Source organism: Streptomyces aurantiaciflavus (assembly GCF_049808595.1).
Classification (GTDB): Bacteria; Actinomycetota; Actinomycetes; order Streptomycetales; family Streptomycetaceae; genus Streptomyces.
Map to the genome: position 1 here is coordinate 132,880 of NZ_JBNCAQ010000015.1, position 19,577 is coordinate 152,456.

General features: G+C 72.8%; 16 protein-coding genes. 8 read left to right on the top strand and 8 right to left on the bottom strand.

The window, feature by feature from the left end; genetic code table 11:
• Window positions 1-170 precede the first annotated feature (170 nt).
• On the top strand, window positions 171-1,883 hold the full coding sequence (locus ACPT94_RS20050; RefSeq protein WP_425246455.1) for a multicopper oxidase family protein: 1,713 nt from the start codon (window positions 171-173) through the stop codon (window positions 1,881-1,883).
• 107 nt (window positions 1,884-1,990) lie between these two features.
• Complete coding sequence (locus ACPT94_RS20055; protein ID WP_360337409.1) at window positions 1,991-2,752, top strand: sulfite exporter TauE/SafE family protein; 762 nt, start codon at window positions 1,991-1,993, stop codon at window positions 2,750-2,752.
• A 23-nt stretch (window positions 2,753-2,775) separates the two neighbouring features.
• On the opposite strand, the gene ACPT94_RS20060 is transcribed toward ACPT94_RS20055, so the two are convergent.
• From ACPT94_RS20060 to ACPT94_RS20075, 4 genes are all read right to left on the bottom strand, one after another.
• The gene (locus ACPT94_RS20060) at window positions 2,776-3,846 is read right to left on the bottom strand and encodes a LacI family DNA-binding transcriptional regulator (RefSeq protein ID WP_360337407.1); all 1,071 of its coding nucleotides are present in this window, start codon (window positions 3,844-3,846) and stop codon (window positions 2,776-2,778) included.
• Window positions 3,847-3,955: 109 nt separating this feature from the next.
• Window positions 3,956-6,388, bottom strand: coding sequence for a beta-galactosidase (locus ACPT94_RS20065; RefSeq protein ID WP_360337405.1), 2,433 nt, complete (start codon window positions 6,386-6,388; stop codon window positions 3,956-3,958).
• Window positions 6,385-8,151 carry a beta-galactosidase gene (locus tag ACPT94_RS20070; protein WP_360337403.1) on the bottom strand — a complete coding sequence of 589 codons (1,767 nt, stop codon included), beginning with the start codon at window positions 8,149-8,151 and terminating at the stop codon, window positions 6,385-6,387. Before ACPT94_RS20070 ends, ACPT94_RS20065 begins: the two co-directional genes overlap by 4 nt.
• Window positions 8,152-8,606: 455 nt before the next feature.
• The gene (locus ACPT94_RS20075; protein WP_425246456.1) at window positions 8,607-9,809 is read right to left on the bottom strand and encodes an MFS transporter; all 1,203 of its coding nucleotides are present in this window, start codon (window positions 9,807-9,809) and stop codon (window positions 8,607-8,609) included.
• A gap of 205 nt (window positions 9,810-10,014) precedes the next feature.
• Between ACPT94_RS20075 and ACPT94_RS20080 the strand changes: the two genes are divergently transcribed.
• Complete coding sequence (locus ACPT94_RS20080; RefSeq protein ID WP_360337401.1) at window positions 10,015-10,836, top strand: tetratricopeptide repeat protein; 822 nt, start codon at window positions 10,015-10,017, stop codon at window positions 10,834-10,836.
• Window positions 10,837-10,937: 101 nt separating this feature from the next.
• Here the strand turns inward: ACPT94_RS20080 and ACPT94_RS20085 are convergent, their stop codons facing one another.
• Window positions 10,938-11,135 (bottom strand): DUF397 domain-containing protein, encoded by a 198-nt coding sequence (locus ACPT94_RS20085; protein ID WP_360337399.1) that lies wholly within the window; start codon window positions 11,133-11,135, stop codon window positions 10,938-10,940.
• Window positions 11,132-12,004, bottom strand: a complete 873-nt coding sequence (locus ACPT94_RS20090; protein WP_360337397.1) for a helix-turn-helix domain-containing protein — start codon at window positions 12,002-12,004, stop codon at window positions 11,132-11,134. The genes ACPT94_RS20085 and ACPT94_RS20090 overlap by 4 nt, the downstream gene beginning before the upstream one ends.
• Before the next feature lie 207 nt (window positions 12,005-12,211).
• On the opposite strand from ACPT94_RS20090, the gene ACPT94_RS20095 reads away from it, so the two are divergent.
• The gene (locus ACPT94_RS20095; protein ID WP_425246457.1) at window positions 12,212-13,549 is read left to right on the top strand and encodes an acyltransferase family protein; all 1,338 of its coding nucleotides are present in this window, start codon (window positions 12,212-12,214) and stop codon (window positions 13,547-13,549) included.
• A gap of 52 nt (window positions 13,550-13,601) precedes the next feature.
• On the opposite strand, the gene ku is transcribed toward ACPT94_RS20095, so the two are convergent.
• Window positions 13,602-14,645, bottom strand: a complete 1,044-nt coding sequence (gene ku / locus ACPT94_RS20100; RefSeq protein ID WP_425246458.1) for a non-homologous end joining protein Ku — start codon at window positions 14,643-14,645, stop codon at window positions 13,602-13,604.
• Between the two features lie 81 nt (window positions 14,646-14,726).
• On the opposite strand from ku, the gene ligD reads away from it, so the two are divergent.
• Window positions 14,727-15,608, top strand: coding sequence for a non-homologous end-joining DNA ligase (gene ligD, locus ACPT94_RS20105; protein ID WP_425246459.1), 882 nt, complete (start codon window positions 14,727-14,729; stop codon window positions 15,606-15,608).
• A gap of 121 nt (window positions 15,609-15,729) precedes the next feature.
• Here the strand turns inward: ligD and ACPT94_RS20110 are convergent, their stop codons facing one another.
• The gene (locus tag ACPT94_RS20110) at window positions 15,730-16,542 is read right to left on the bottom strand and encodes a nuclease-related domain-containing protein (protein WP_360337389.1); all 813 of its coding nucleotides are present in this window, start codon (window positions 16,540-16,542) and stop codon (window positions 15,730-15,732) included.
• Window positions 16,543-16,656: 114 nt separating this feature from the next.
• On the opposite strand from ACPT94_RS20110, the gene ACPT94_RS20115 reads away from it, so the two are divergent.
• From ACPT94_RS20115 to ACPT94_RS20125, 3 genes are all read left to right on the top strand, one after another.
• Window positions 16,657-17,163, top strand: coding sequence for a protein-tyrosine phosphatase family protein (locus ACPT94_RS20115; RefSeq protein WP_360337387.1), 507 nt, complete (start codon window positions 16,657-16,659; stop codon window positions 17,161-17,163).
• Window positions 17,164-17,275: 112 nt separating this feature from the next.
• A complete protein-coding gene (locus ACPT94_RS20120) occupies window positions 17,276-18,142 on the top strand; it encodes a hypothetical protein (protein WP_360337385.1) in 867 nt (288 codons plus the stop codon).
• Window positions 18,139-19,434 (top strand): ATP-binding protein, encoded by a 1,296-nt coding sequence (locus ACPT94_RS20125; protein WP_360337383.1) that lies wholly within the window; start codon window positions 18,139-18,141, stop codon window positions 19,432-19,434. The genes ACPT94_RS20120 and ACPT94_RS20125 overlap by 4 nt, the downstream gene beginning before the upstream one ends.
• The last annotated feature ends 143 nt before the right edge of the window (window positions 19,435-19,577 follow it).

Sequence of the window (19,577 nt, forward strand, 5' to 3'; positions counted from 1 at the left end):
GCTCTCCGGCCTCCGTCCCGGCGCATCACGTCCCCCATTCCACCCCACGCTCGGCGTGGGAGCCACCTGGGACCACCCTCCTGAGTGACACTTCTCGTCCCGTGCGCGAATCGCGAGACGCGCCGCCACAGTTCTCGTAAATATGACCATGCGACATGTCTTATTTAGACATGCACACACATACGCGGCGCACCGTGCTCGGTGCCTCCATCGTGGCCGTCGGCTCGGGAGCACTGGTCTCCTGTTCCGGTTCCGGCTCGCATTCCGGCGGTGGCCTCCACTCGGTGACCGGTTCGCGTGCCGGGGCCGGCGCACCCACGGCGCCCGGTTCGCGTACCGGGGCCGGCGCCCCGTCGGTGGCCGGTCCGGCTTCCGGGGCCGGGCCCCACTCGGTGGACAGGGGCGACGGCCACCGCGGCGGTGGCTTCGTGCCCAAGGGGCCCAAGGGCTACGTGAATCCGTCCGATCCCGAGGTCGTCGCCGCCGAGAAGGCACGCGGGGACGGGCCTCTGCGCGCGTTCACGCTGATCGCCACCGAGACGAAGCTCGATCTGGGCGGGCGGACCGTCAGGTCGTGGGCGTACGGGGACACGCTGCCCGGCAAGGAGGTGCGGGTCACGACAGGGGACGTGCTCGGGCTCAGGCTCGTCAACCACCTGCCCGAGGCGACGACCCTGCACTCGCACGGCATCCGGCTGCGCTGCGACATGGACGGCGTCCCGGGGCTGACCCAGTACTCCATCAGGCCCGGGGCGGACTTCACCTACCGCTTCGCGGTGACGCACCCGGGCACGTACTGGCTGCACTCACACTCGGGGATGCAACTCGACCGGGGTCTGTACGCTCCCCTGATCGTCGAGGATCCCAAGGAGCCGTTGTCCTACGACAAGGAGTGGGTCGTCGTCCTGGACGACTGGGTGGACGGCGTGGGCGGCTCCACCCCGGACGGCGTGCTCGCGCAACTGCGCAAGGGCAAGGCCGCGCCGATGGACATGGGTGAGGACCCGGGGCACACGCACGCGTCGGGCCACAGGAGGCCCGCCGGCCCCTCCCGCGTCCTGCACGGCTCGCGGAGCCGCATGCTGCGCAGTGAGGGCGGCCATGTCGACTACCCGTACTACCTGGTCAACGGGCGGCTGCCGCAGGCTCCCACCGTGTTCCGGGCCCGGCCCGGGGACCGGATCCGGTTGCGGATCATCAACGCCGGCGGTGACACCGCCTTCCGGGTGGCCCTGGGCGGCCATGTGATGACGGTGACGCACACGGACGGATACCCCGTCCAGCACAAGAAGACGGACGCGCTGCTGCTGGGCATGGCCGAGCGCTACGACGTCCTGGTCACCGCCAGGAGCGGGGTGTTCCCGCTGGTCGCGCTCGCCGAGGGCAAGAAGGGCAGGGCGCTGGCACTGCTGCGTACCGGCGGCGGAAGCCCGCCCGGGCCCTCCGTGCACCCGGAGGAGCTCGACGGCCGGGTCGTACCGGCGAGACGGCTCGTGCCGGACGAGTCCGTGGCCCTGTGCGACCGTGCCCCGGACCGCGAGCTGCGCTTCAGGCTCCACGGCGACATGCGGAACTTCAACTGGAGCTTCGACCGCCGGCCCTACGACGTCGAACAACGCCACCCGATCCGGGAGGGGGAACGCGTCCGTCTGACCCTCGTCAACGCCACCGACATGTGGCACCCCATGCACCTGCACGGCCACACCTTCGCCCTCACCGGCATCGACGCGGTCGGCGCCCGGAAGGACACCGCGCTGCTCCTGCCGCACCGCAAACTCGTCGTCGACTTCAACGCCGACAACCCCGGGCTGTGGATGCTCCACTGCCACAACCAGTACCACTCCGAATCCGGCATGATGACCGTCCTCGGCTACCGGAGATGACGGCGGCCGCGCGAAGGGGCGCGGGCGGGGATCGTTCGGCGGAGGCCGAAGCGACCGGGGCATAGGGTCGGCGGCATGATGGTGCTGCGGAGGTCCGGGGTGGCGCGGTGACGGGCTGGGAGATGGTCGCCGTGGCGGTGGCCGGGCTGGCGGCCGGTGGCATCAACGCCGTTGTCGGATCAGGGACGTTGATCAGTTTCCCGGTGTTGCTCGCCGTCGGGTTGCCGCCTGTCTCCGCCACCGTCTCCAACGCGCTCGGGCTGGTGCCCGGGTCGGTCGGCGCGGCGCTCGGCTACCGGCGGGAGCTGGCCGGGCAGGGGCGGCGGGTGCTGGTGCTGAGCGGTGGGGCGCTGGTCGGGGGGATCGCAGGGGCCGCTCTGCTGCTGGTGCTGCCCGCGGGGGCGTTCGAGGTGATCGTGCCGGGGCTGGTGGGACTGGCTCTCGTACTGGTGGCGTCGCAGCCGTTGATCGGGCGGTGGGTGGCACGTCGCCGGGCCGGCACCGCGGGGCGGGGGCGGGTACGGCCCGTGCTGTTCGGGGGGCTCATGCTCGCCAGCGTCTACGGCGGCTACTTCTCCGCGGCGCAGGGGATCCTCTACGTGGCGCTGATGGGGCTCTTCCTCGACGAGCCGTTGCAGCGGCTGAACGCCGTCAAGAACGTCCTCGTCGCGGTCGTCAACGGCGTCGCCGCCGTCTTCTTCCTCTTCGTCGCCGACTTCGACTGGACGGCCGTCGCGCTCGTCGCGGCGGGGTCGGCGGTCGGGGGGCGGTTCGGGGCCGGCGTGGGGCGGCGGTTCCGGCCGGCGGTGCTGCGGGGGCTGATCGTGGCCGTCGGGGGGTTCTCCCTCGGGCATCTGCTGCTGCGGTGACGGTACGGACGGCCGGTCGCCGGTCAGTGCCGGTCGCGCGGTCGGGTCGTGCTGTCGCGGACGCGTAGTTCGGCGGGGACGAGCGTCAGGGGCGGCGGGGGCACGGTGGGGGTGTCGATGCGGGTCAGCAGGACATGGAGGGAGCGGGTGCCGATGTCCGAGAAGTCCATGCTGACCGTGGTCAGCGGCGGGAGGAAGTGGGCGGCCTCCGGGATGTCGTCGTAGCCGACCACGCTGACGTCGTCGGGGACGCGGCGGCCCGCCTCGTGCAGGGCGCGCAGGACGCCCAGCGCCATCTGGTCGTTCGACACGAAGACGGCGGTGACCTCGGGGTTCCTCGCCAGTTCGCGGCCCCGCTCGTAGCCGGAGTCGGCGCTCCAGTCACCGGTGAGGGGGGCGGGGATCTCGGCGCCGGCCGCCTTCAGGGTGTCCCGCCAGCTCTCCGCACGGCGGTCGGCCGACGTCCAGCCCGCCGGGCCCGCCACGTGCCAGACCGTGGCGTGGCCGAGGGCGAGGAGGTGTTCGGTGGCCATGCGGGCGCCGGTGCGGGCGTCCGAGGTGACCACGGGGGTGCCGTCGCCGAGGTCGTTGTCGAGGACCACCAGGGGGGTGTCCAGACGGGCCTCGGCCAGCGCCTTCGCCACCCACAGCTGCGGGGCGATCGCGATCACTCCGTCCGCGCCCTCCGCCGCCAGACGGTCCGCCGCCCGCACGACCGTGTCGCGCTCCGCCGTGTCCAGGGCGATCGAGCTGATCAGGTAACCGGCCTCCTGCGCCGCCGTGTTGATCGCCGTCAAGGTGGACGCCGGGCCGTAGCGGGCCGCGTCGAACGAGATCACGCCGAGCATCCGGGTACGGCCGCTGGCCAGCGAACGCGCGCTGCGGCTGGGGCGGTAGCCGAGCGTGCGGATGGCGGCGAGGACCGCCTCGCGGGTCTCCGGGCGGACCGCCGGATGATCGTTCAGGACCCGCGAGACCGTCTGCTTCGAGACACCGGCCAGCTTCGCCACGTCGTCCATCACGGGACGCGCGCCCGCGAAGTTGCGACGACTGCGTCCCTTGGTCGCCGGGCCGTCGGGGGCGCTGGGCGTCATGATGGGTGCTCGCTCTTCTCGTTCGGCCTGGTCCGGATCTCCCGGGCCCGCTGCAGGCCCCGGTCCCGGCGCACCACAGGATAGGCCGGGCGGGACGGGCAGTCGGAGGTCAGGCCTGCGTCAGGACCCACCTCCGCCTCGTGATCCACTCGGCGTGCCGGATCTCCGCCACACCCGGCGCCGCCTCCCGCGGCACGTACACCGCCGCCCCCTCCGCCATCGGCAGCACCTTCACCACGAGCCTCTCCCCCGCCGGCAACCGGTCCAGGCCGATCTCCCAGGGCCGGCCCGAGAAGAACTGGTCGGCCACCAGCGTGTCTCCGACGTGGGCGCGTGCCACGTCACCCGTCCAGTGCAGCCGCAGCAGGGTGCCCGGCGGGGCGGCGGGCGGGAGGTCGATCTCGTACACGGCCGCCGTCGTGTCGTAGTACGCGTCGGCGGGCGCGCTCGCCCGGTTCAGTACGCCCGTCGTGGGGGGCGGGGGTGGGCCGGGCGGGCGGAGGAGGGTGGGGGACGGTTCGGCCGAGGTTTGCGCCGTGTTGTCTCTGTTCTCCGCATTGCTCGCGTTGTCAGTGATCTCGGTGCTGTCGGGAAGCAGTGTGTAGCGGGTCAGGACGCCGTCCCTCGTCTCCTTCACCGTGGCCCCGGGCGCCGTCGGCGGACGCCGTGGTGCGGGGAGGACGGAGAGGGAGGGCGACGGAGCGGCCGTGCGGGTGTGGAGGCGTACCTCGTTCGCCCTCGCGTCGAAGACCACGCCCTCGGCGCACAGGACCAGGCGTTGCGCGCCCCATGCCTGGCCCCGGTACGCCGTGCGGGCCGTCGCCGCGTCCAGGACCAGCAGGGCGACCCGGCCGCCGTCGGCGGTGTCCACTTCGACCAGGGCGTCCGTGCCGGGCCGCAGGCCCGTGATCAGGACGCGGTCGTCGTCGGTGGCGGTCGTCTCCGCGTGCCCGGCCCGCACCGAGCTCACCGTCCTCGCGTCGAGGGCGAGTTCGGGGGCGATGCCCTCGGTGGCCGCCAGGACCAGGACCGTACGGCCGTCGTCCTCGGCGACCGTGCACACCGGCTGGGCGGTGGCCCAGTCGAGGCGCAGGCCGGCCACGTCCAGACGCAGGGGCCAGCAGAAGGAGGCGCCCGCGGGGACGGTGACCGGGGCGCTGGGCAGGGTCAGGGACGGCGCCTCGGGGAAGTCGACCGTGAAGGTCGTGTCCGGGTGGTCCGGCAGGGGTTCGTGCGGCTGGTGGTTGGTGACGAAGAGGAAGCCGGAGCCGCGGCCGTCGGTGCGGACCGCCCAGCGCAGGGTGGCACGGTCGTGCTGTCCCCGCGGACCGTCGTCCGGCAGGACCGACTCCATCGGGGCGATCCGCTCGCCGAAGTCCGCCAGCAGCAGGTGCTGGAGGCGGAGTTCGTCGTACGACGGGCGGTACTGGCCGTACTCGCCGAGCGGGGCCTGGAAGTCGTACGTCAGGACCGGGAGGTCGTTGGGGTAGCCGGTGGCGTGGGATTCCTGGAGGGTCGTCGACGCGCCGACCGGGTTCGTGCCCCCGTGGAACATGTAGTAGCCCTGCCAGACCGAGCCGCAGCCGATCTTGGTGAGGCCGAGGGCGCCGATGTCGGCGGCGTCGACGCGTGGGCGGCGGTGGTAGGCGACCGCCATGCCGCCGCCCAGCTCACAGGTGGCCCAGGGGAAGCGGTCGGCCTGGTCCTGGGGGGCCGTGCCGCGGACGGTCGTGGGTCTGAGGTCCGCGCCGATGCCCTCGTCGTCGCGCTGGTGGGTGAAGAAGTAGTGCTTGCGGCAGGTGTCGGGCCAGCCGCCGTCGGCCTCGGTCCAGAACGCCTCCGGGTAGCCGCCGTACAGCGGGAGGAGTTCGTCACCGGGGAGTTGGACTCCGCCCCAGGCCGTCGACGTCCACAGGGGAGCGCTCAGACCGGCTTCCTGGGCCATGCGCTTGAGGGTGCGGAGGTGGCCGGGCTGGTCGTACAGCTCGTTCTCGACCTGGATCGCGACGATCGGGCCGTGGTGTGCGCGGTCCAGGCCGTGGAGCTGGGACGCGATCGCCTCGAACCACGGGCGTACGACGGCCAGGTACGCCGGGTCGTCGGTGCGCGGGGCGTCGGTGCGGGCCAGTACCCAGTCGGGCAGGCCGCCGCCCCGGACCTCCGCGTGGGACCAGGGGCCGATGCGGGGGACGAAGTCCAGGCCGTGGCGGGCGCACAGCTCGGCGAAGCGGCGCAGGTCGCGGTCGCCGTCGAAGCGGATGCGGGCCTCGGTCTCCTGGTGGTGGATCCAGATGATGTAGGAGGCCACGGCCGTGACCCCGCCCGCCTTCATCTTCAGCAGTTCCTCCTCCCACTCGCCGGCCGGGTGGCGTGAGTAGTGGAACTCGCCCGAGACCGGGAACCAGGGGCGGCCGCCTCGGGTGAGCCAGCGGCTGGTCACCTCGATCGGGTCGGGCACGTCCGGTGCGTCGGTGAAGGGGAGGTGGCCGGTCAGCGCAGGAGCGGCGGGTGCGGGGACGCGCAGGCGGTGTGGGCGGGTCACCAGGTGTTCTCCGGTCCCAGGTCGGCGGTGTCGGTGAGCTGGGCGCGGGTGGCGGTGGTGGCCTGCAGTTCCAGGACGACGAGGTGGTTGGTGCCCGGGCGCAGGACCGGGGCGGGGACGTACAGAGTGTGCTGCGGGCCGCGGTTCCAGTAGCGGCCGAGGTGGAAGCCGTTGATCCAGGCCTGTCCCTTGGTCCAGCCGGGCAGGGCGAGGAAGGTGTCGGCCGGGGTGTCCACCTCGAACGTGCCGTGATGGAAGGCGGGTTCGTGGGCCGTGGGCGTGTCGGACGGGGTGAACGGCACGGCGTCCAGGTCGTCCAGCGGCAGGGGGTGGCAGTCCCAGTCGTCCAGGGAAGTGCCGTTGAAGGTGACGGGGCCGAGGAGGCCCTTGGGGGCGCCGATGCGGGGGCCGTAGTTGACACCGCCCATGTTCTCGACGAGGACGTCCAGCGTGGCGCCGGGGTGCGGGACGCGCACGGGGAGGGTCTCGTCGTGGCGTTCGCGTTCCAGCACGCCGACGGGGGCGCCGTCGACGAAGACCTGGGCGCGGTCGCCCACGCCGCCCGTGAAGTGCAGGAGCCCGTCGCCCGCCGCGTCGAAGGTCGTGCGGTAGAGCGCGTAGCCGGTGTGCAGACCCAGGTCGTTCATCGTCGCCGGGCGCTCGGTGCGGATCGGCTTCGCGAGCCTCTCGACATGAGAGAGGAGCGAGGCCCGACGGCCCAACTCCACTGTGACGGGCGGGAGTTTGGGAGCCGGTCCGGGGACGGGCTCGTCGGGGACCGGTGCGTGCCGGGCGATGACCTCGCGGAAGGCGTGGTACTTGGGGCCGGGGTCGCCGCACTCGGTGAGGGCCGCGTCGTAGTCGTACGACGTGATCGTGGGCTCGTAGGCGTACTTGTGGTTGGCGCCGTTGGTGAAGCCGAAGTTGGTGCCGCCGTGGAACATGTAGATGTTGACCGAGGCGCCCGCGGACAGCAGGCGGTCCAGGTCGGCGGCGGCGTCGGCGGCGTCCCGCACGTGGTGGGGGCCGCCCCAGTGGTCGAACCAGCCGATCCAGAACTCCGCGCACATCAAGGGGCCGTCGGGCTGGTGCCTGCGCAGCTCCGCCAGGTTCTGGTCGACCCGGCTGCCGAAGGTGGCGGTCGCGAGGACGCCGGGGAGGCTTCCGGTGGCCAGGTGCTCGGGGTTGGCCTGGTCGCAGGTGAAGAGCAGCTCCTCGACGCCCCTGGTCCGGAAGGCCTGTTCGAGGTGGATCAGGTACGCCGTGTCGTCGCCGTAGGCACCGTACTCGTTCTCCACCTGCACGGCGATGACCGGGCCGCCCGCCGCGGCCATGTACGGCAGCAGCTCGGGCAGCAGAGCGTCGAAGTAGCGGTCGATCGCCTGCGTGAAGCGCGGATCGCTGGAGCGCAGCCGGATGCCGGGGTCCGCGAGGAGCCAGGACGGCAGGCCGCCGTCGTCCCATTCGGCGCAGATGAACGGCCCCGGGCGCAGCAGCACGTGCAGGCCCTCGTCGCGGGCGAGGCTCAGATAGCGGGGCAGGTCGAGGAAGCCGTCGAGGACGAGGGGCCCGTCGGGATCGGGCTGGTGGGCGTTCCACGGCACGTACGTCTCCACCGTGTTGAGGCCCATCAGCCGTGCCTTGCGCAGCCGGTCTGCCCACTGGTCGGGGTGGATCCGGAAGTAGTGCATGGCGCCGGAGATGATCCGGAACGGCTCGCCACGCAGGAGGAAGCCGTTGCTTGTGGTGGTGAGGGCGGGCATGGGGGTCCCTTCTTCGGGGTGGGTGGGGGTCGAGGTTTCGCGGGCGGGGTGTTGCTGCCGGGGGCGCCTGGTGGCGGTGGGTGGGTCGGGGTCGTGGCGGTGCGGGGTGTTGCTCCCCGGGGCGCCTGGTGACGGTGGGTGGATCGGGGTCGTGGCGGCGGGGGGGGGGGGGGGGGGGGGGGGGGCGGGGGGGGGGGCCCCCCCCCCCCGCCCCGCCCGCCCGCCGCCCCCCCCCCCCCCCCCCCCCCCCCCCCCCCCCCCCCCCCCCCCCCCCCCCCCCCCCCCCCCCCCCCCCCCCCCCCCCCCCCCCCCCACTCCCATGCCATGGCGACTGCGGGAGCGATGCGGCTGCGCCGGGCCGCCACGAACCGGGCCCGCCGTCTCGCGGCTGCGGGAGCGGTGCGGCTGCGCCGTGGCGCCACGACCCGGGTCCGCCGGAGGGCGGGTGCGGGGGTCTACGGGCGTGTCGTGCGGATCAGCCACAGGGTGGCTGCCAGGCAGGCTGCTGAGGTGGTGGCCAGGAGGAGGGGTACGGCTCTGATGCCGGACCATTCGATGACCTTGCCCAGTGCCGGGCCCGCGGCCACGCCGCCCACCATTGATGCGGCTATGACCACCGCGCCGGCGCGTCTGGCGTGGGGGGCCGCGCGGTGGAGCCAGGGCAGGCCCGTGGGGAAGATCGGGGCGATGAAGAGGCCTACGCCGGCGTAGGCGTACGGGGCCAGGCCGGGTACGGCGGCCAGGAGGAGGCAGGTGGTCATGCCGGTGCAGGAGACGGTGATGATGGCCGGGGCCGAGAAGCGCAGGGCCAGGGGGGCCACGAGGAAGCGGCCCACGGTCATCATCAGCCAGTAGACGGAGGTGGCGGTGGCCGCTGTGGCTGCGCCGTAGCCGACGGTTTCCAGGTGGGTGGGTTCCCAGCCGCCGACGCCCGCCTCGATGCCCACGTGCAGGACGTAGAGGGTGACGAAGACCGTGAGGACCGAGGTGAGGCTGCGGGCCAGCGGCGTTTGTCCGGCGGTGGTTTCGGGGTCGTTGGGGTGGGGGGTGCGGTCTCTTACGCCCTTCAGGCAGAGGAGGAGGGGGAGGTTGGCCAGGGCGAAGGCCAGGAAGAGGGCGGGGTAGTGGGCGGCGCCCACCGCGCCGATGAGGGCGGGGCCGAGGATCGCGCCTATGCCGAAGTGGGCGTTGAGGATGTTCAGCAGCGCGGCGGAGCGGTGGCCGAAGCCCACGGCGAAGAGCTGGTTGAGGCCGTAGTCGATGCCGCCGAAGCCGAGGCCGGCGAGGAGGGCCGCGGCCAGGGCCGTCGGCCAGGTGGGCGCGATGGCGAATCCCGCGGCGCCGAGTGCCATCAGGAGGTACGAGGCGCCGAGGATCCGGCGGTTGCCGGTACGGCCGTACCGGCGGTCGAAGAGGAGGACGCCGGCCACGCCGCCGATGAAGTGGGCGCTCAGGGCCAGTCCGGCGGCCGAGGGTGAGAGGTCGAACTCCTTGCGCAGGGCCGGGATCGCCGGCCCGTACAGGGCCTGGAGCGCGCCGATGAGGACGAAGCCGACGCAGGAGGCCGCCACGGCGGTGGGGGTGAAGGCGGGGGTGGTCGGGGCGGTGGGGGTGGCCGGGGCGGTGGGGGCGCGACGCGCTGTCGAGTGGTCGGTCACGCGGACTCCAGGGAACGGCCCACGACGGCGTGGGCGGGTCTGACTTACTCCGACGGGCGTCGATGTTACCGGTAACATCAGCGGCGTCAAGATCTCCCGCACGGGAGGGTGGCGCGAGCCGGGACTCGGCTCGCCGGGTTCCCCGGCACCGTCACCGTCGGCGCCACCCGCTATGACCCGCCGGACCATGACTTAGAGTCCCTGCATGCATCTGGACGAGGGACGAAGGGCCGCCGAGGTCGGGGACTGGGTGGCCGCGGGGCACGCCTTCGTCCTGGCCGCCATGGAGGGCAGCGCGGAGGGCGCCGAGCTGGCGGCCCTGGTGACCGGCGAGCTCGTCCCGCTGGCGGACGGCGGATCCGCGGAGGCCGCCGCGCTGCTCGCCGGGATCTACTTGGAGTACTTCGACGAGTCGGCCCTGCCCCTGGCCGTGTCGTACGCCCGCTCGGCGGCCGAGGCCGGGCTCCCGGCCGGACAGCGCACCTACGGGCACATGCTGGTGACGGGGCTCGGCGTCGAGGAAGACCGGGAGCGGGCCGTCGAGCTCTTCCGGGCGGCCGCCGAGGGCGGAGACGCCTACGGCAGCTTCAACCTCGCCCAGTTGGTGGACGACCCCGACGAGTCCCTGCGGCTGTTCGAGGCCGCCGCGCGGGAAGGGATCGTCGTCGCGGGTGCCGTACTCGCCGACCGGCTCTCGGCACTCGACCGGGACGAGGAGGCGCTGCACTGGTACGTCTGGGCGGCCGAGCGCGGACACACGGGGGCCATGAATGCCGCAGCCTGCTGGTACCGCGACGGCTTCGGGACCGCCCCCGACCCGGTGCAGGCGGTTCGCTGGTTCTTCGCCCTGCTCGCGCACGGCGACGGAAACGGCGTCCACGAGGCGATCCAGCTGGCGAAGGCCGGGGGCCTGAACGAGGAGCAGATCCGCGAGGCCGGGCGGCTCGCCGGTGATCCCGGCGCGGCAGAGGCTCTGATCGACACCGTCCTGGGCGGCGGCCGGACCCAGGATTCCGGCCGGCCCTGATTCCACGGGCAGGCCCTGCTTCTACGACGACGGTCTCGACGCCCGCCTCGTGGATGCCGGTTGCCTGGGTCCACACCTGAGCAACACGGAGGCCTGAGCGGTCAGCCCCGGGCCGTGTACTTCACGAACGCGGCCCACTCGGGCGCCGAGAAGGCGAGTTGAGCGCGGGCGGGGGCCTTGGAGTCACGGATGTGGATGGTGCCGGGCGTCTCGGCAACTTCCAGGCAAGCTCCGCCTTCGTTGCCGCTGTGGCTGCTTTTGAACCAAGCGAGACGCGCGGGTTTCGGAGTGCTCATCATTCTCCCAGCATGCTCTTGATCAGGTCGAGGGATTCCTGCATGGTGAGCGCCTGCGCCCTGATGCTTCCGTAGCGTGCGGCCAGGATACGTACCTCCTCAGGGTCCGTTGTCAGGTGTGCGGAGTCCTGCGCCTCCGCGTAGCCAACCTGCCTTTTTCCTTTGGGAGTCAGCAGGATGAAGGCGCCACCCATCCCGGCATGCTCGGTACGGTCCGTCGGCATCACCTGCAACTCCACGTTGCGCAGCGTGGCGAGTTGGATCAGTTGCTCCAACTGCTCCTTGTGGATCTCCAGCCCTCCAAGGGGACGCCGCAGCACGGACTCGTCGATGACCGCACTGATCATGGTCGGGGGCCAACGGTTCAAGATCTCCTGCCTCGCCAACCGCGATGCCACGCGCTGCTCAATGGTCTCCTCGTCCAGCAGAGGCCGCCGCATCTCGTACAGCGCTCGGATCCGCCGCTTCGTCTGGAACAATCCCGGGATGTCATGGCAGCTGTAGTCGTTGATCTCGACCGCACTCTTCTCCAACCGCGCATAGTCCTTGAACCACGCCGGATGCCGCACCCTCGCCTTCGCCTTGGCTCTCTCCACATCCTCGATCAGCGCCTTCAACAACCCGCCCGCGCCGAGGAGTTCGTCCGCCGCCTCCAGAAACTCCCGTTGGGGCGTCCGTACGCCCCTCTCCAGCGCGGAGACCAGGTCCGGGCCGTACCCGAGCCGGTCCCCCACGTCCCGTTGCATGAGTCCCGCCCGTTCCCTGAGCAGTCTCAGCTGCTTTCCGACCGCCCGGTTCAGGTCGTTCAGCTGCTCGACCTCGTCGTAGGCCTGCTCGGCCTCCGCACCTTCCGCCTCCTCCGATACGGTCACCCGCGACCCCTCACTCTCCGTCCGAAACATCCCCACGCCGGATGCAGAGTAGAACCGCCCGAACACGATCCGTGACGCGAAGTCGGAAATCTCCACCCGGGGGTGGAGCAGCAGTCTCGGGCCGGGGCGATGTCGGCTCGGCCACGGCTTGGTTGCGACAAGGGCTTTCTGGCGTACGGGGGTGGGGGGTGCGGAAGCATGCCGGGCATGGGACGGGATCGGTATGTCGACTTCCTGCGGGCCTGGGCGATTCTGCTCGTCGTGCTGGGGCACTGGCTGATCACGGGGCTGGTGCGGAGTCCGGACGGGGAGATCAGTGCGCCGGAGCTGCTGGCGACCGTGCCCTGGACGCAGTGGCTGACCCTGGGGTTCCAGATCATGCCGCTGTTCTTCCTCGCCGGGGGGTATGCCGCGGGCGGGTCCTGGGCGCGGGCGCGGGAGGCGGGCGGGACGGCTGCCGGGTGGGTGGGGCAGCGGGCGGTACGGCTGCTGCTGCCGGCGGGTGTCTACAGCGGGCTCGTGCTCACGGGCGTGGGGGTGTCCGCCGCGCTCGGTGTGGATCCGTTCACGCTGGCGCTGGTGGGGTGGGCCATGGCCATGCAGTTCTGGTTCCTGCCCGTCTATCTGCTGCTCAGCGCCCTGACCCCTGGGCTGCACGCGCTGCACCGGCGGTGGGGGCCGCGTGCTCCCGCGGGGCTGGGTGCGGTGGCCCTCCTCGTCGGTGTCCTGGACGCGGCGATGGATGTGCCGTACGTCGGGGCGTTGAACTACGTGCTCGTGTGGGGCGTGGTGTATCAGCTGGGGTTCTGCTGGCGGGACGGGCTGGTGGGCGGGGGTCGGCCGGTGCCGGTCGTCCTGGCCCTGGGGGGTGGGGCGGGGTTCGCCGCGCTGGTAGGGGTCGGGCCCTTTCCGGTCAGTCTGATCCTGGTGACCGGGCAGGAGCTCAGCAACACCGACCCGCCGTCGGCGGCCATGCTGGCGTGGGCCGTGGCCCAGGTCGGGCTCTGTCTGCTCGTCGCGCCCGCCGTGCGGCGGGTGCTGGAGCGGGAGCGGGTGTGGCGGGCGGTGCGGGTGACGGGGGCCGCCAGCATGACCCTGTACCTGTGGCACATGGTGCCGGTGCTGGTGATCGCCGCCGCCTTCTATCTGACCGGCCTCGCTCCCCAGCCCGCGTTCGGGTCGGTGGCCTGGTGGGGGTGGCGAGTGCCGTGGCTGGCGGTGCTCGGGGTCGTCCTGGTGGGGGTCGTACGGGTGCTGTGGCCCTTGGAGCGGGGGCTGGCCGCACTGCGCGTCGGGGTTCGGCCGGACGCCTCGGGTCCGCGGCGGACCTGGCCGCTGTGGGGCGGACTCGGCCTGAGTGTCTGCGCGCTGACGTACTTCGCCGGGCACGGGTTCGCGCCTGAGGGGCGGTTCCCGGTGTGGCCGGCGGTGGCGTTGGGGGTGGGGACGGTGCTCGTGGCCTGGGGGCGGGGGACGGCTGGTCGAGTGGTGGGGACGGGCCGGGCGGGCGTTCGGGAGGAGGGGGCCCTGGAGGAGGCCGCCTGAGGCGTCCCGGCCGAGCCCCGCCCCTGGGGGCCATCCGCTCCCGCCCCCCCGGTCAAGCTGTGCGCTTCCTGGACGCCGTCTTCTTCGCCGGCGTCTTCTTCGCCGCCGTCTTCTTGGCCGTGCTCTTCGTCGCACTCGCCGAGGTGCTCTTCGACGCCGTCGTCTTCTTCGCGCCCTGTCCCGACTTCGCCGTCGACTTCCTCGCCGAGGCGGGCGCCGCCGTCTTCTTCGCGGCTGTCGACTTCTTCCCGCCGGTCTCCTTGGGGGCCGTACGGGCCGACTCCCGTTGCGCAAGCGATCTGACCTCGGCCGGCTCCTCGCCGCGGGCCTCCTTCGCCGCTCGCACGCTCTTCTCCAGGGCCGCCATCAGGTCCAGGACCTTGCCGCTCGCCGCGGGGGCGGGAGCTTCGGGGGGTGTCTCGCCGGCCGCCTTGGCGGCGACGACCTCCTCCACGGCTTCCCGGTACTCGTCGTGGAGGTCGTCGAGGTCGACCTCGCCGAGGGTGTCCATCAGGGCGTCCGCGAGATCCAGCTCCTTGTCGCGGACGGTGACGGAGGTGTCCGGAGCCACGCCCTCCGGGGCGCGGACCTCGTCCGGCCAGAGCAGGCCGTGCATGGCGATGGCGTCGCCGACGACCCGGAGCATGCCGAGACGCTCACGGCCGCGCAGGGCGTACTTCGCGATCGCGACCTTGTTGCTGCGTTTGAGGGCCTCCCGCAGGAGGGTGTACGGCTTGGCCGCCGGGGCGCCGCCCGCCTGGAGGTAGTACGCGGCGTCCATCTGGAGCGGGTCGATGCGGTCCGCCGGCACGAAGGCCACGATCTCGATCGTCTTCGCGGTCGGGATCGGCAGGTGGGACAGGTCGTCGTCGGTGATCGGGATGATCGTGCCGTCCGCGTCCTCGTACCCCTTGCCGATCTCCGCCTGGCTCACCTCGCGGTCGTCCAGCTCGCAGACCTTGCGGTAGCGGATGCGTCCGCCGTCCTCGGTGTGGATCTGGCGGAACGAGATCGAGTGGCTCTCGGTGGCGTTCACCAGCTTGATCGGGATGCTCACGAGGCCGAAGGAGATGGCACCGTTCCATATGGATCGCACGTGCAGCACCTTTCCGGGCAGTAGAGAACGCTATGAGGCGGTATCGAGAGTTTTGCGGCGGTTTCGTGTGATTCTCATCGTATGACGCCGATCACAGAGGTGGAGGGGCGACGGCTCACGCTGAGCAATCTGGAGAAGGTGCTGTATCCGGCGACCGGCTTCACCAAGGCCGAGGTGCTGCACTACTACGCGACGGTGGCCGACGCCCTGCTGCCGCATCTGCGTGACCGGCCGCTGTCCTTCCTGCGCTACCCGGACGGGCCCGGCGGGCAGCTCTTCTTCGCCAAGAACGTGCCGCCGGGCACCCCCGAGTGGGTCACCACCGCCGAGGTGCCACGGGCGGAGGGCCCGGCCCGGATGGTGCTCGTGCAGGACCTGCCGAGCCTGATGTGGGCGGCGAACCTGGTCACCGAGTTCCATACGCCCCAGTGGGTGATCCAGGACCCCCAGGAGGCCGACCGGCTCGTCTTCGACCTCGACCCCGGCGCGCCCGCGACCGTCGTCGAGTGCTGCGAGGTCGCGCTGTGGCTGCGGGAGCGGCTGGCGGCGGACGGCATCGCGGCGTACGCCAAGACCTCCGGGTCGAAGGGGCTGCATCTGCTGGCGGCGGTGCGCGGGGCGTCCTCCGAACGGGTCACGGACTACGCCAAGCGGCTGGCCGTGGAGGCGGAGCGGGTCATGCCCGGGCTGGTCGTCCACCGGATGACCCGGAGTCTCAGGCCGGGCAAGGTCTTCGTCGACTGGAGTCAGAACGCGGCCCGCAAGACCACCGCCACGCCCTACACCCTGCGGGCCCGGGCGGAGCCCACGGTGTCGGCGCCGGTGACGTGGGACGAGGTCGGGTGGTGCGAGGCGGAGGACGGGCTGGTGTTCGGTGCGGAGGACGTCATGTCCCGGGTACGGGAGCACGGCGACCTGCTCGCGTCGCTGTTCGAGGCCGGGGGCGCGGGGCCGGTGCCCTGATCACGCGGGCCAGGCGACAACAGGCCGTCCGGCGTGTGAGGACGAGCCCCGTTCAGGGCCGAAGCGGGGGTCTGGGGGCGGCAGCCCCCAGGGACGGCCACCACGGCCGGCCCCCACAACGTCACACGCTCCCGCCGGACCCCCACGTCCCGCGGTCCCGCGCCATCGCGTGCAGCCCCTCCACGTCCGCCGGCTTGAGCACCCCGCCGGTGCGGGCCAGCCCGGCGATCTCCGTGTCCCGCAGGACGCGGACCTCACGCGGCGGCGCGGCGAGCCGCACGTCGGCCGGGTCCACCAGTGCCAGGACCGGGCGGACCTCGGCGGTCAGCGCGTAGGACGCCCGGTCGGCGTCGGCGCGGAGCCGGCGCAGCAGCGGATACGGGTCGCGCCGGCCCAGGGTGACCATCGGGTCGGCGACGAGGACCCGCTGCTTGCGGGCGTACAGCGCGTGGACGGCGAAGAGGCCGCCGGGGCCGATGGCGAGGTGGTGGATGCGGTCGCCGCCGGGCAGCGGGACGGAGTGCAGGGTGCGCCAGCCGGCGCCGTCCAGCCGGTCGAGGGCCTCACCGACCGTCTGCTCGGCCGCGAGGGCGCGGCGGCGCGGGTCGGGGCGCAGCCGGTGGACGGGGCCGGGGTCGCGCTCCAGGGCGACCAGGAGGGCCTCGCCGGGGCGGTTGGGGGCCAGGTCGTCGTCCGGGTGGAGGGCGAGGCGGGCCAGTTCGGCGGGGGTGGGCACCGGGGGCGGGCCCACGGTGACGGGGCCGGTCAGGAAGGGGCCGAGCGCCTCCAGGACGTCGTCCGTGCGCTCGTCCCGGATCACGTTGACCCGGCCGGCCTCACGGTCGTACCAGGCGATGTTCCTGCCGTCGGTCAGGCAGACGTAGAGCCGTTCCTGGCCGTGGCGCCAGGTCGGTATGACGCGCAGTCCGCTCATGCACCATCACCCCAGACCATGGGAACAGGTGGGGTGCTCCAGGGGCAAGAAGGCGGTTAACGTGGGAGGGAGTTGGGCAGGCCCCAGGGACGGAGCGCGGTTGGGGAGGCGCCGTTGCGGACCCGCAGGAAGCAACCCGACGTACCGGCTCCGGACGCCCCGTGGAACGAGATCGTGCCCGGTCTGTGGATGGGCGGGCACGAGTTCCGGGGGCGCTCCGGTGAGCGGGAGTTCGCGATCGTGCGGGGCGAGTTCGATCTCGTCCAGACCCTCTTGCGGCTGCCCGGACACGGGCCGGACCGGGGCGTGCGGCACCATGTGTGGCCGATCCCCGACGGACCGCTGGACGGCACCCAGCTCGCGGGCGTGATGCGGCTGGCGCAGGCGGCGGGCGAGGCGCTGGACGAGGGGCGTACGGTCCTCGTCCGCTGCTGGCACGGTTACAACCGCTCGGGTCTGGTGGTCGCCCACACCCTGGTGCGCCGGGGCCACTCGACGGAGGAGGCGATCCGGCTGATACGGTCACGGCGCTCGCCCTGGGCCCTGCACAACGAGCTGTTCGTGGAGTACCTCCGGGCGGGCCTGTCGACGGCCCGGCTGCTGGAGGAACTGGCCGAGTAATCGTTTCTCCAGGTCAACGCCCCACCCGCCCCGACAGGCAAATAGGACTTCCCTACGAATAAGGTGTACGGGGCCGCGCACGCCACGCAGCACAGCAGTTCACAGGAGTCCCGTGCCACCCAGCCGCCCCAGTCGTCGCCCCCTCCGCACCGCCCTCGCCGTCGTCGCCGTCGCCCTGCTGGCCTCGGCGGTCTCGGCCTGCGGTGACGCCGGCGAGCTCAAGGGCGCGGGCCCGACGCAGACGGCGATCAGCCCCGACAAGCTGTGGCCGGATCTGACCCCCGCCTCCAGTCCGGGCTTCGACATCGGCGAGGTGGAGACCAAGGTGGTGAAGGGTGTCACCGTGCCCGGCGGTGACATCCACAAGGTGAACCCGGTGACGGTGGTGCGCGCGGAGATCGCCGCGAGCCCGGGCGACTACGGCGAGGGGGCGTACGACGAGACGGCCCGCCGGATGGCCGACTGCGGCAGGAGCGGGCAGGAAGGACGCCGGTGCCCCGTCCTCAGGGCGTACTACCGCGACCTGACCGGTGACGGCCAGGACGAGATGACGCTGGGCTTCCGGCAGCTGCCCGGCAATCTGACCGCCGTGCGCGTGTACACCGTGCGCAAGGACAGGCTCGTGCAGGTCATGGCCTACGAGGACGCCGTGAGCGGGGTCGAGCTGGCCGGCCGGTCCGTGATCATCCGCTCCCCTTCGGAGGTGGCCGGATACGAGTACCGCCTGCAGTGGACGTGGGACCAGCAGCAGCACGCGATGCTGCTGACGCACGACGAGATGCTGCGCACCGGCGGGCGGAAGCACTCGCCCCACCTGTCGGCATCCTCCTCCGCGTCCGCCTCCGGGCTCTCCTCCGCGTCCGCCTCCGGGCTCTCCTCCGCGTCCGCCTCCGGGCTCTCCTCCGCCTCCTCTTCCGTCACCCCGTCCGTCTCTCCGCCCGCCTCTCCGTCCGCCTCTCCGTCCGCGAGCGGCCGATGAGGCTCGCGCTCCCCCGGTGGACCGGCACGCTCGCCGTGAAGGCCGCCGTCTTCATCACGGTGATGTGCTGTGCGCTCGCCGCGCTGCTCGGCGTCCTCGTGCATGTCTCGGTGACGAACCAGACCGTCGGGCAGGCCCGCGAGCTCGCGCTGTCCCGGCTGGAGGACGCGACGACGGCGTTCGAGGCCGGGGACACGCTCGGGTGGGGGGCGAGCGTCGATCCGCCGGGGCTGCCCGCGTCGCTGCGGGCGCTGGCGGTGGCCGGGGAGCGCGGCACGATGGTCGCCGAGCACCGTGGGCGGCCGACGATGTGGGCGGCCGGCCCCGCCCAGGGCGAGCGAGCCCTGGCGGTGGAGGTCGACTACTCGCAGAGCGCCCGCACCATCGAGGCCCTGGACAGCTCGATCCTGTGGTCGTCGGTGCTGGCGATCGGGGCGACGCTGATGGTCGGCGCGTTCGCGGTGACCCGGGTGACCCGGCGGCTGCACACGACCGCCCGGGTGGCGCGGCGGATCAGCGCGGGCGACCTGGACGCGCGTGTGGACGACCCGCGCACGAAGGATCCGACGCGACCGCAGGACGAGGTGGCGGCGGTCGCCGTCGCGCTGGACTCGATGGCGTCCTCGCTGCAGGGCAAGTTGCTGAGCGAGCAGCGCTTCACCGCCGACGTGGCGCACGAGCTGCGCACCCCGCTGACCGGGCTGCACGCGGCGGCCGAGCTGCTGCCGCCGGGCCGGCCGACGGAGCTGGTGCGCGACCGGGTGGCGGCGCTGCGCACGCTCACCGAGGACCTGCTGGAGATCTCCCGCCTGGACACGGGCCGGGAGCGGCTGGAGCTGGACACCGAGGAGCTGGGCGCGCTGGCCGGGCGGGTGGCGCGGGCGGCGTCGGCCTCGGGTACCGCCGGGGCGGACACGGAGGTCCTGATCGTGCGGGACGCACGGGTGGAGACCGACCGGCGGCGCCTGGAGCGGGTGCTCGGCAACCTCGTCGCCAACGCGCACCGGCACGGGCGGGCGCCGGTGGTGCTGACGGTGAACGGGCCGGAGGTGACCGTACGGGACCACGGGGACGGCTATCCGGAGTACCTGCTGGCGCACGGTCCGCAGCGGTTCCGCACCGAGGGCGGCGCCAAGGGGCACGGGCTGGGGCTGACGATCGCGGTCGGCCAGGCGGAGGTGCTGGGCGCCCGGCTGACGTTCGCGAACGCGCCGGACAGCGGGGCGGTGGCCACACTGACGCTCCCTCACACGCCGCCGTCCGGGGACCGTCTCCCCGAGAGCGCGGGGTGACGGGCGGCCCGCGCGAGCCACTCCCGATCTGACGGCCGGTCAGTTCGCCCCTGGCCGGCGTACTCGCCCACCGCGGTCGTCGTTCCGAACGCCGCCGCGGTCGCCGTTCCGCCCTCCACCGCGATCGCCGTCCTGCCCGCCGC

What these genes read in the sequence shown, in the direction of transcription:
- ACPT94_RS20070 (WP_360337403.1), bottom strand. Translation starts at nt 8,151, where the DNA reads ATGCCCGCCCTCACCACCACAAGCAACGGCTTCCTCCTGCGTGGCGAG.
- ACPT94_RS20095 (WP_425246457.1), top strand. Translation starts at nt 12,212, where the DNA reads ATGGGACGGGATCGGTATGTCGACTTCCTGCGGGCCTGGGCGATTCTG.
- ACPT94_RS20125 (WP_360337383.1), top strand. Translation starts at nt 18,139, where the DNA reads ATGAGGCTCGCGCTCCCCCGGTGGACCGGCACGCTCGCCGTGAAGGCC.
- ACPT94_RS20060 (WP_360337407.1), bottom strand. Translation starts at nt 3,846, where the DNA reads ATGACGCCCAGCGCCCCCGACGGCCCGGCGACCAAGGGACGCAGTCGT.
- ligD (WP_425246459.1), top strand. Translation starts at nt 14,727, where the DNA reads ATGACGCCGATCACAGAGGTGGAGGGGCGACGGCTCACGCTGAGCAAT.
- ACPT94_RS20050 (WP_425246455.1), top strand. Translation starts at nt 171, where the DNA reads ATGCACACACATACGCGGCGCACCGTGCTCGGTGCCTCCATCGTGGCC.
- ACPT94_RS20110 (WP_360337389.1), bottom strand. Translation starts at nt 16,542, where the DNA reads ATGAGCGGACTGCGCGTCATACCGACCTGGCGCCACGGCCAGGAACGG.
- ACPT94_RS20085 (WP_360337399.1), bottom strand. Translation starts at nt 11,135, where the DNA reads ATGATGAGCACTCCGAAACCCGCGCGTCTCGCTTGGTTCAAAAGCAGC.
- ACPT94_RS20080 (WP_360337401.1), top strand. Translation starts at nt 10,015, where the DNA reads ATGCATCTGGACGAGGGACGAAGGGCCGCCGAGGTCGGGGACTGGGTG.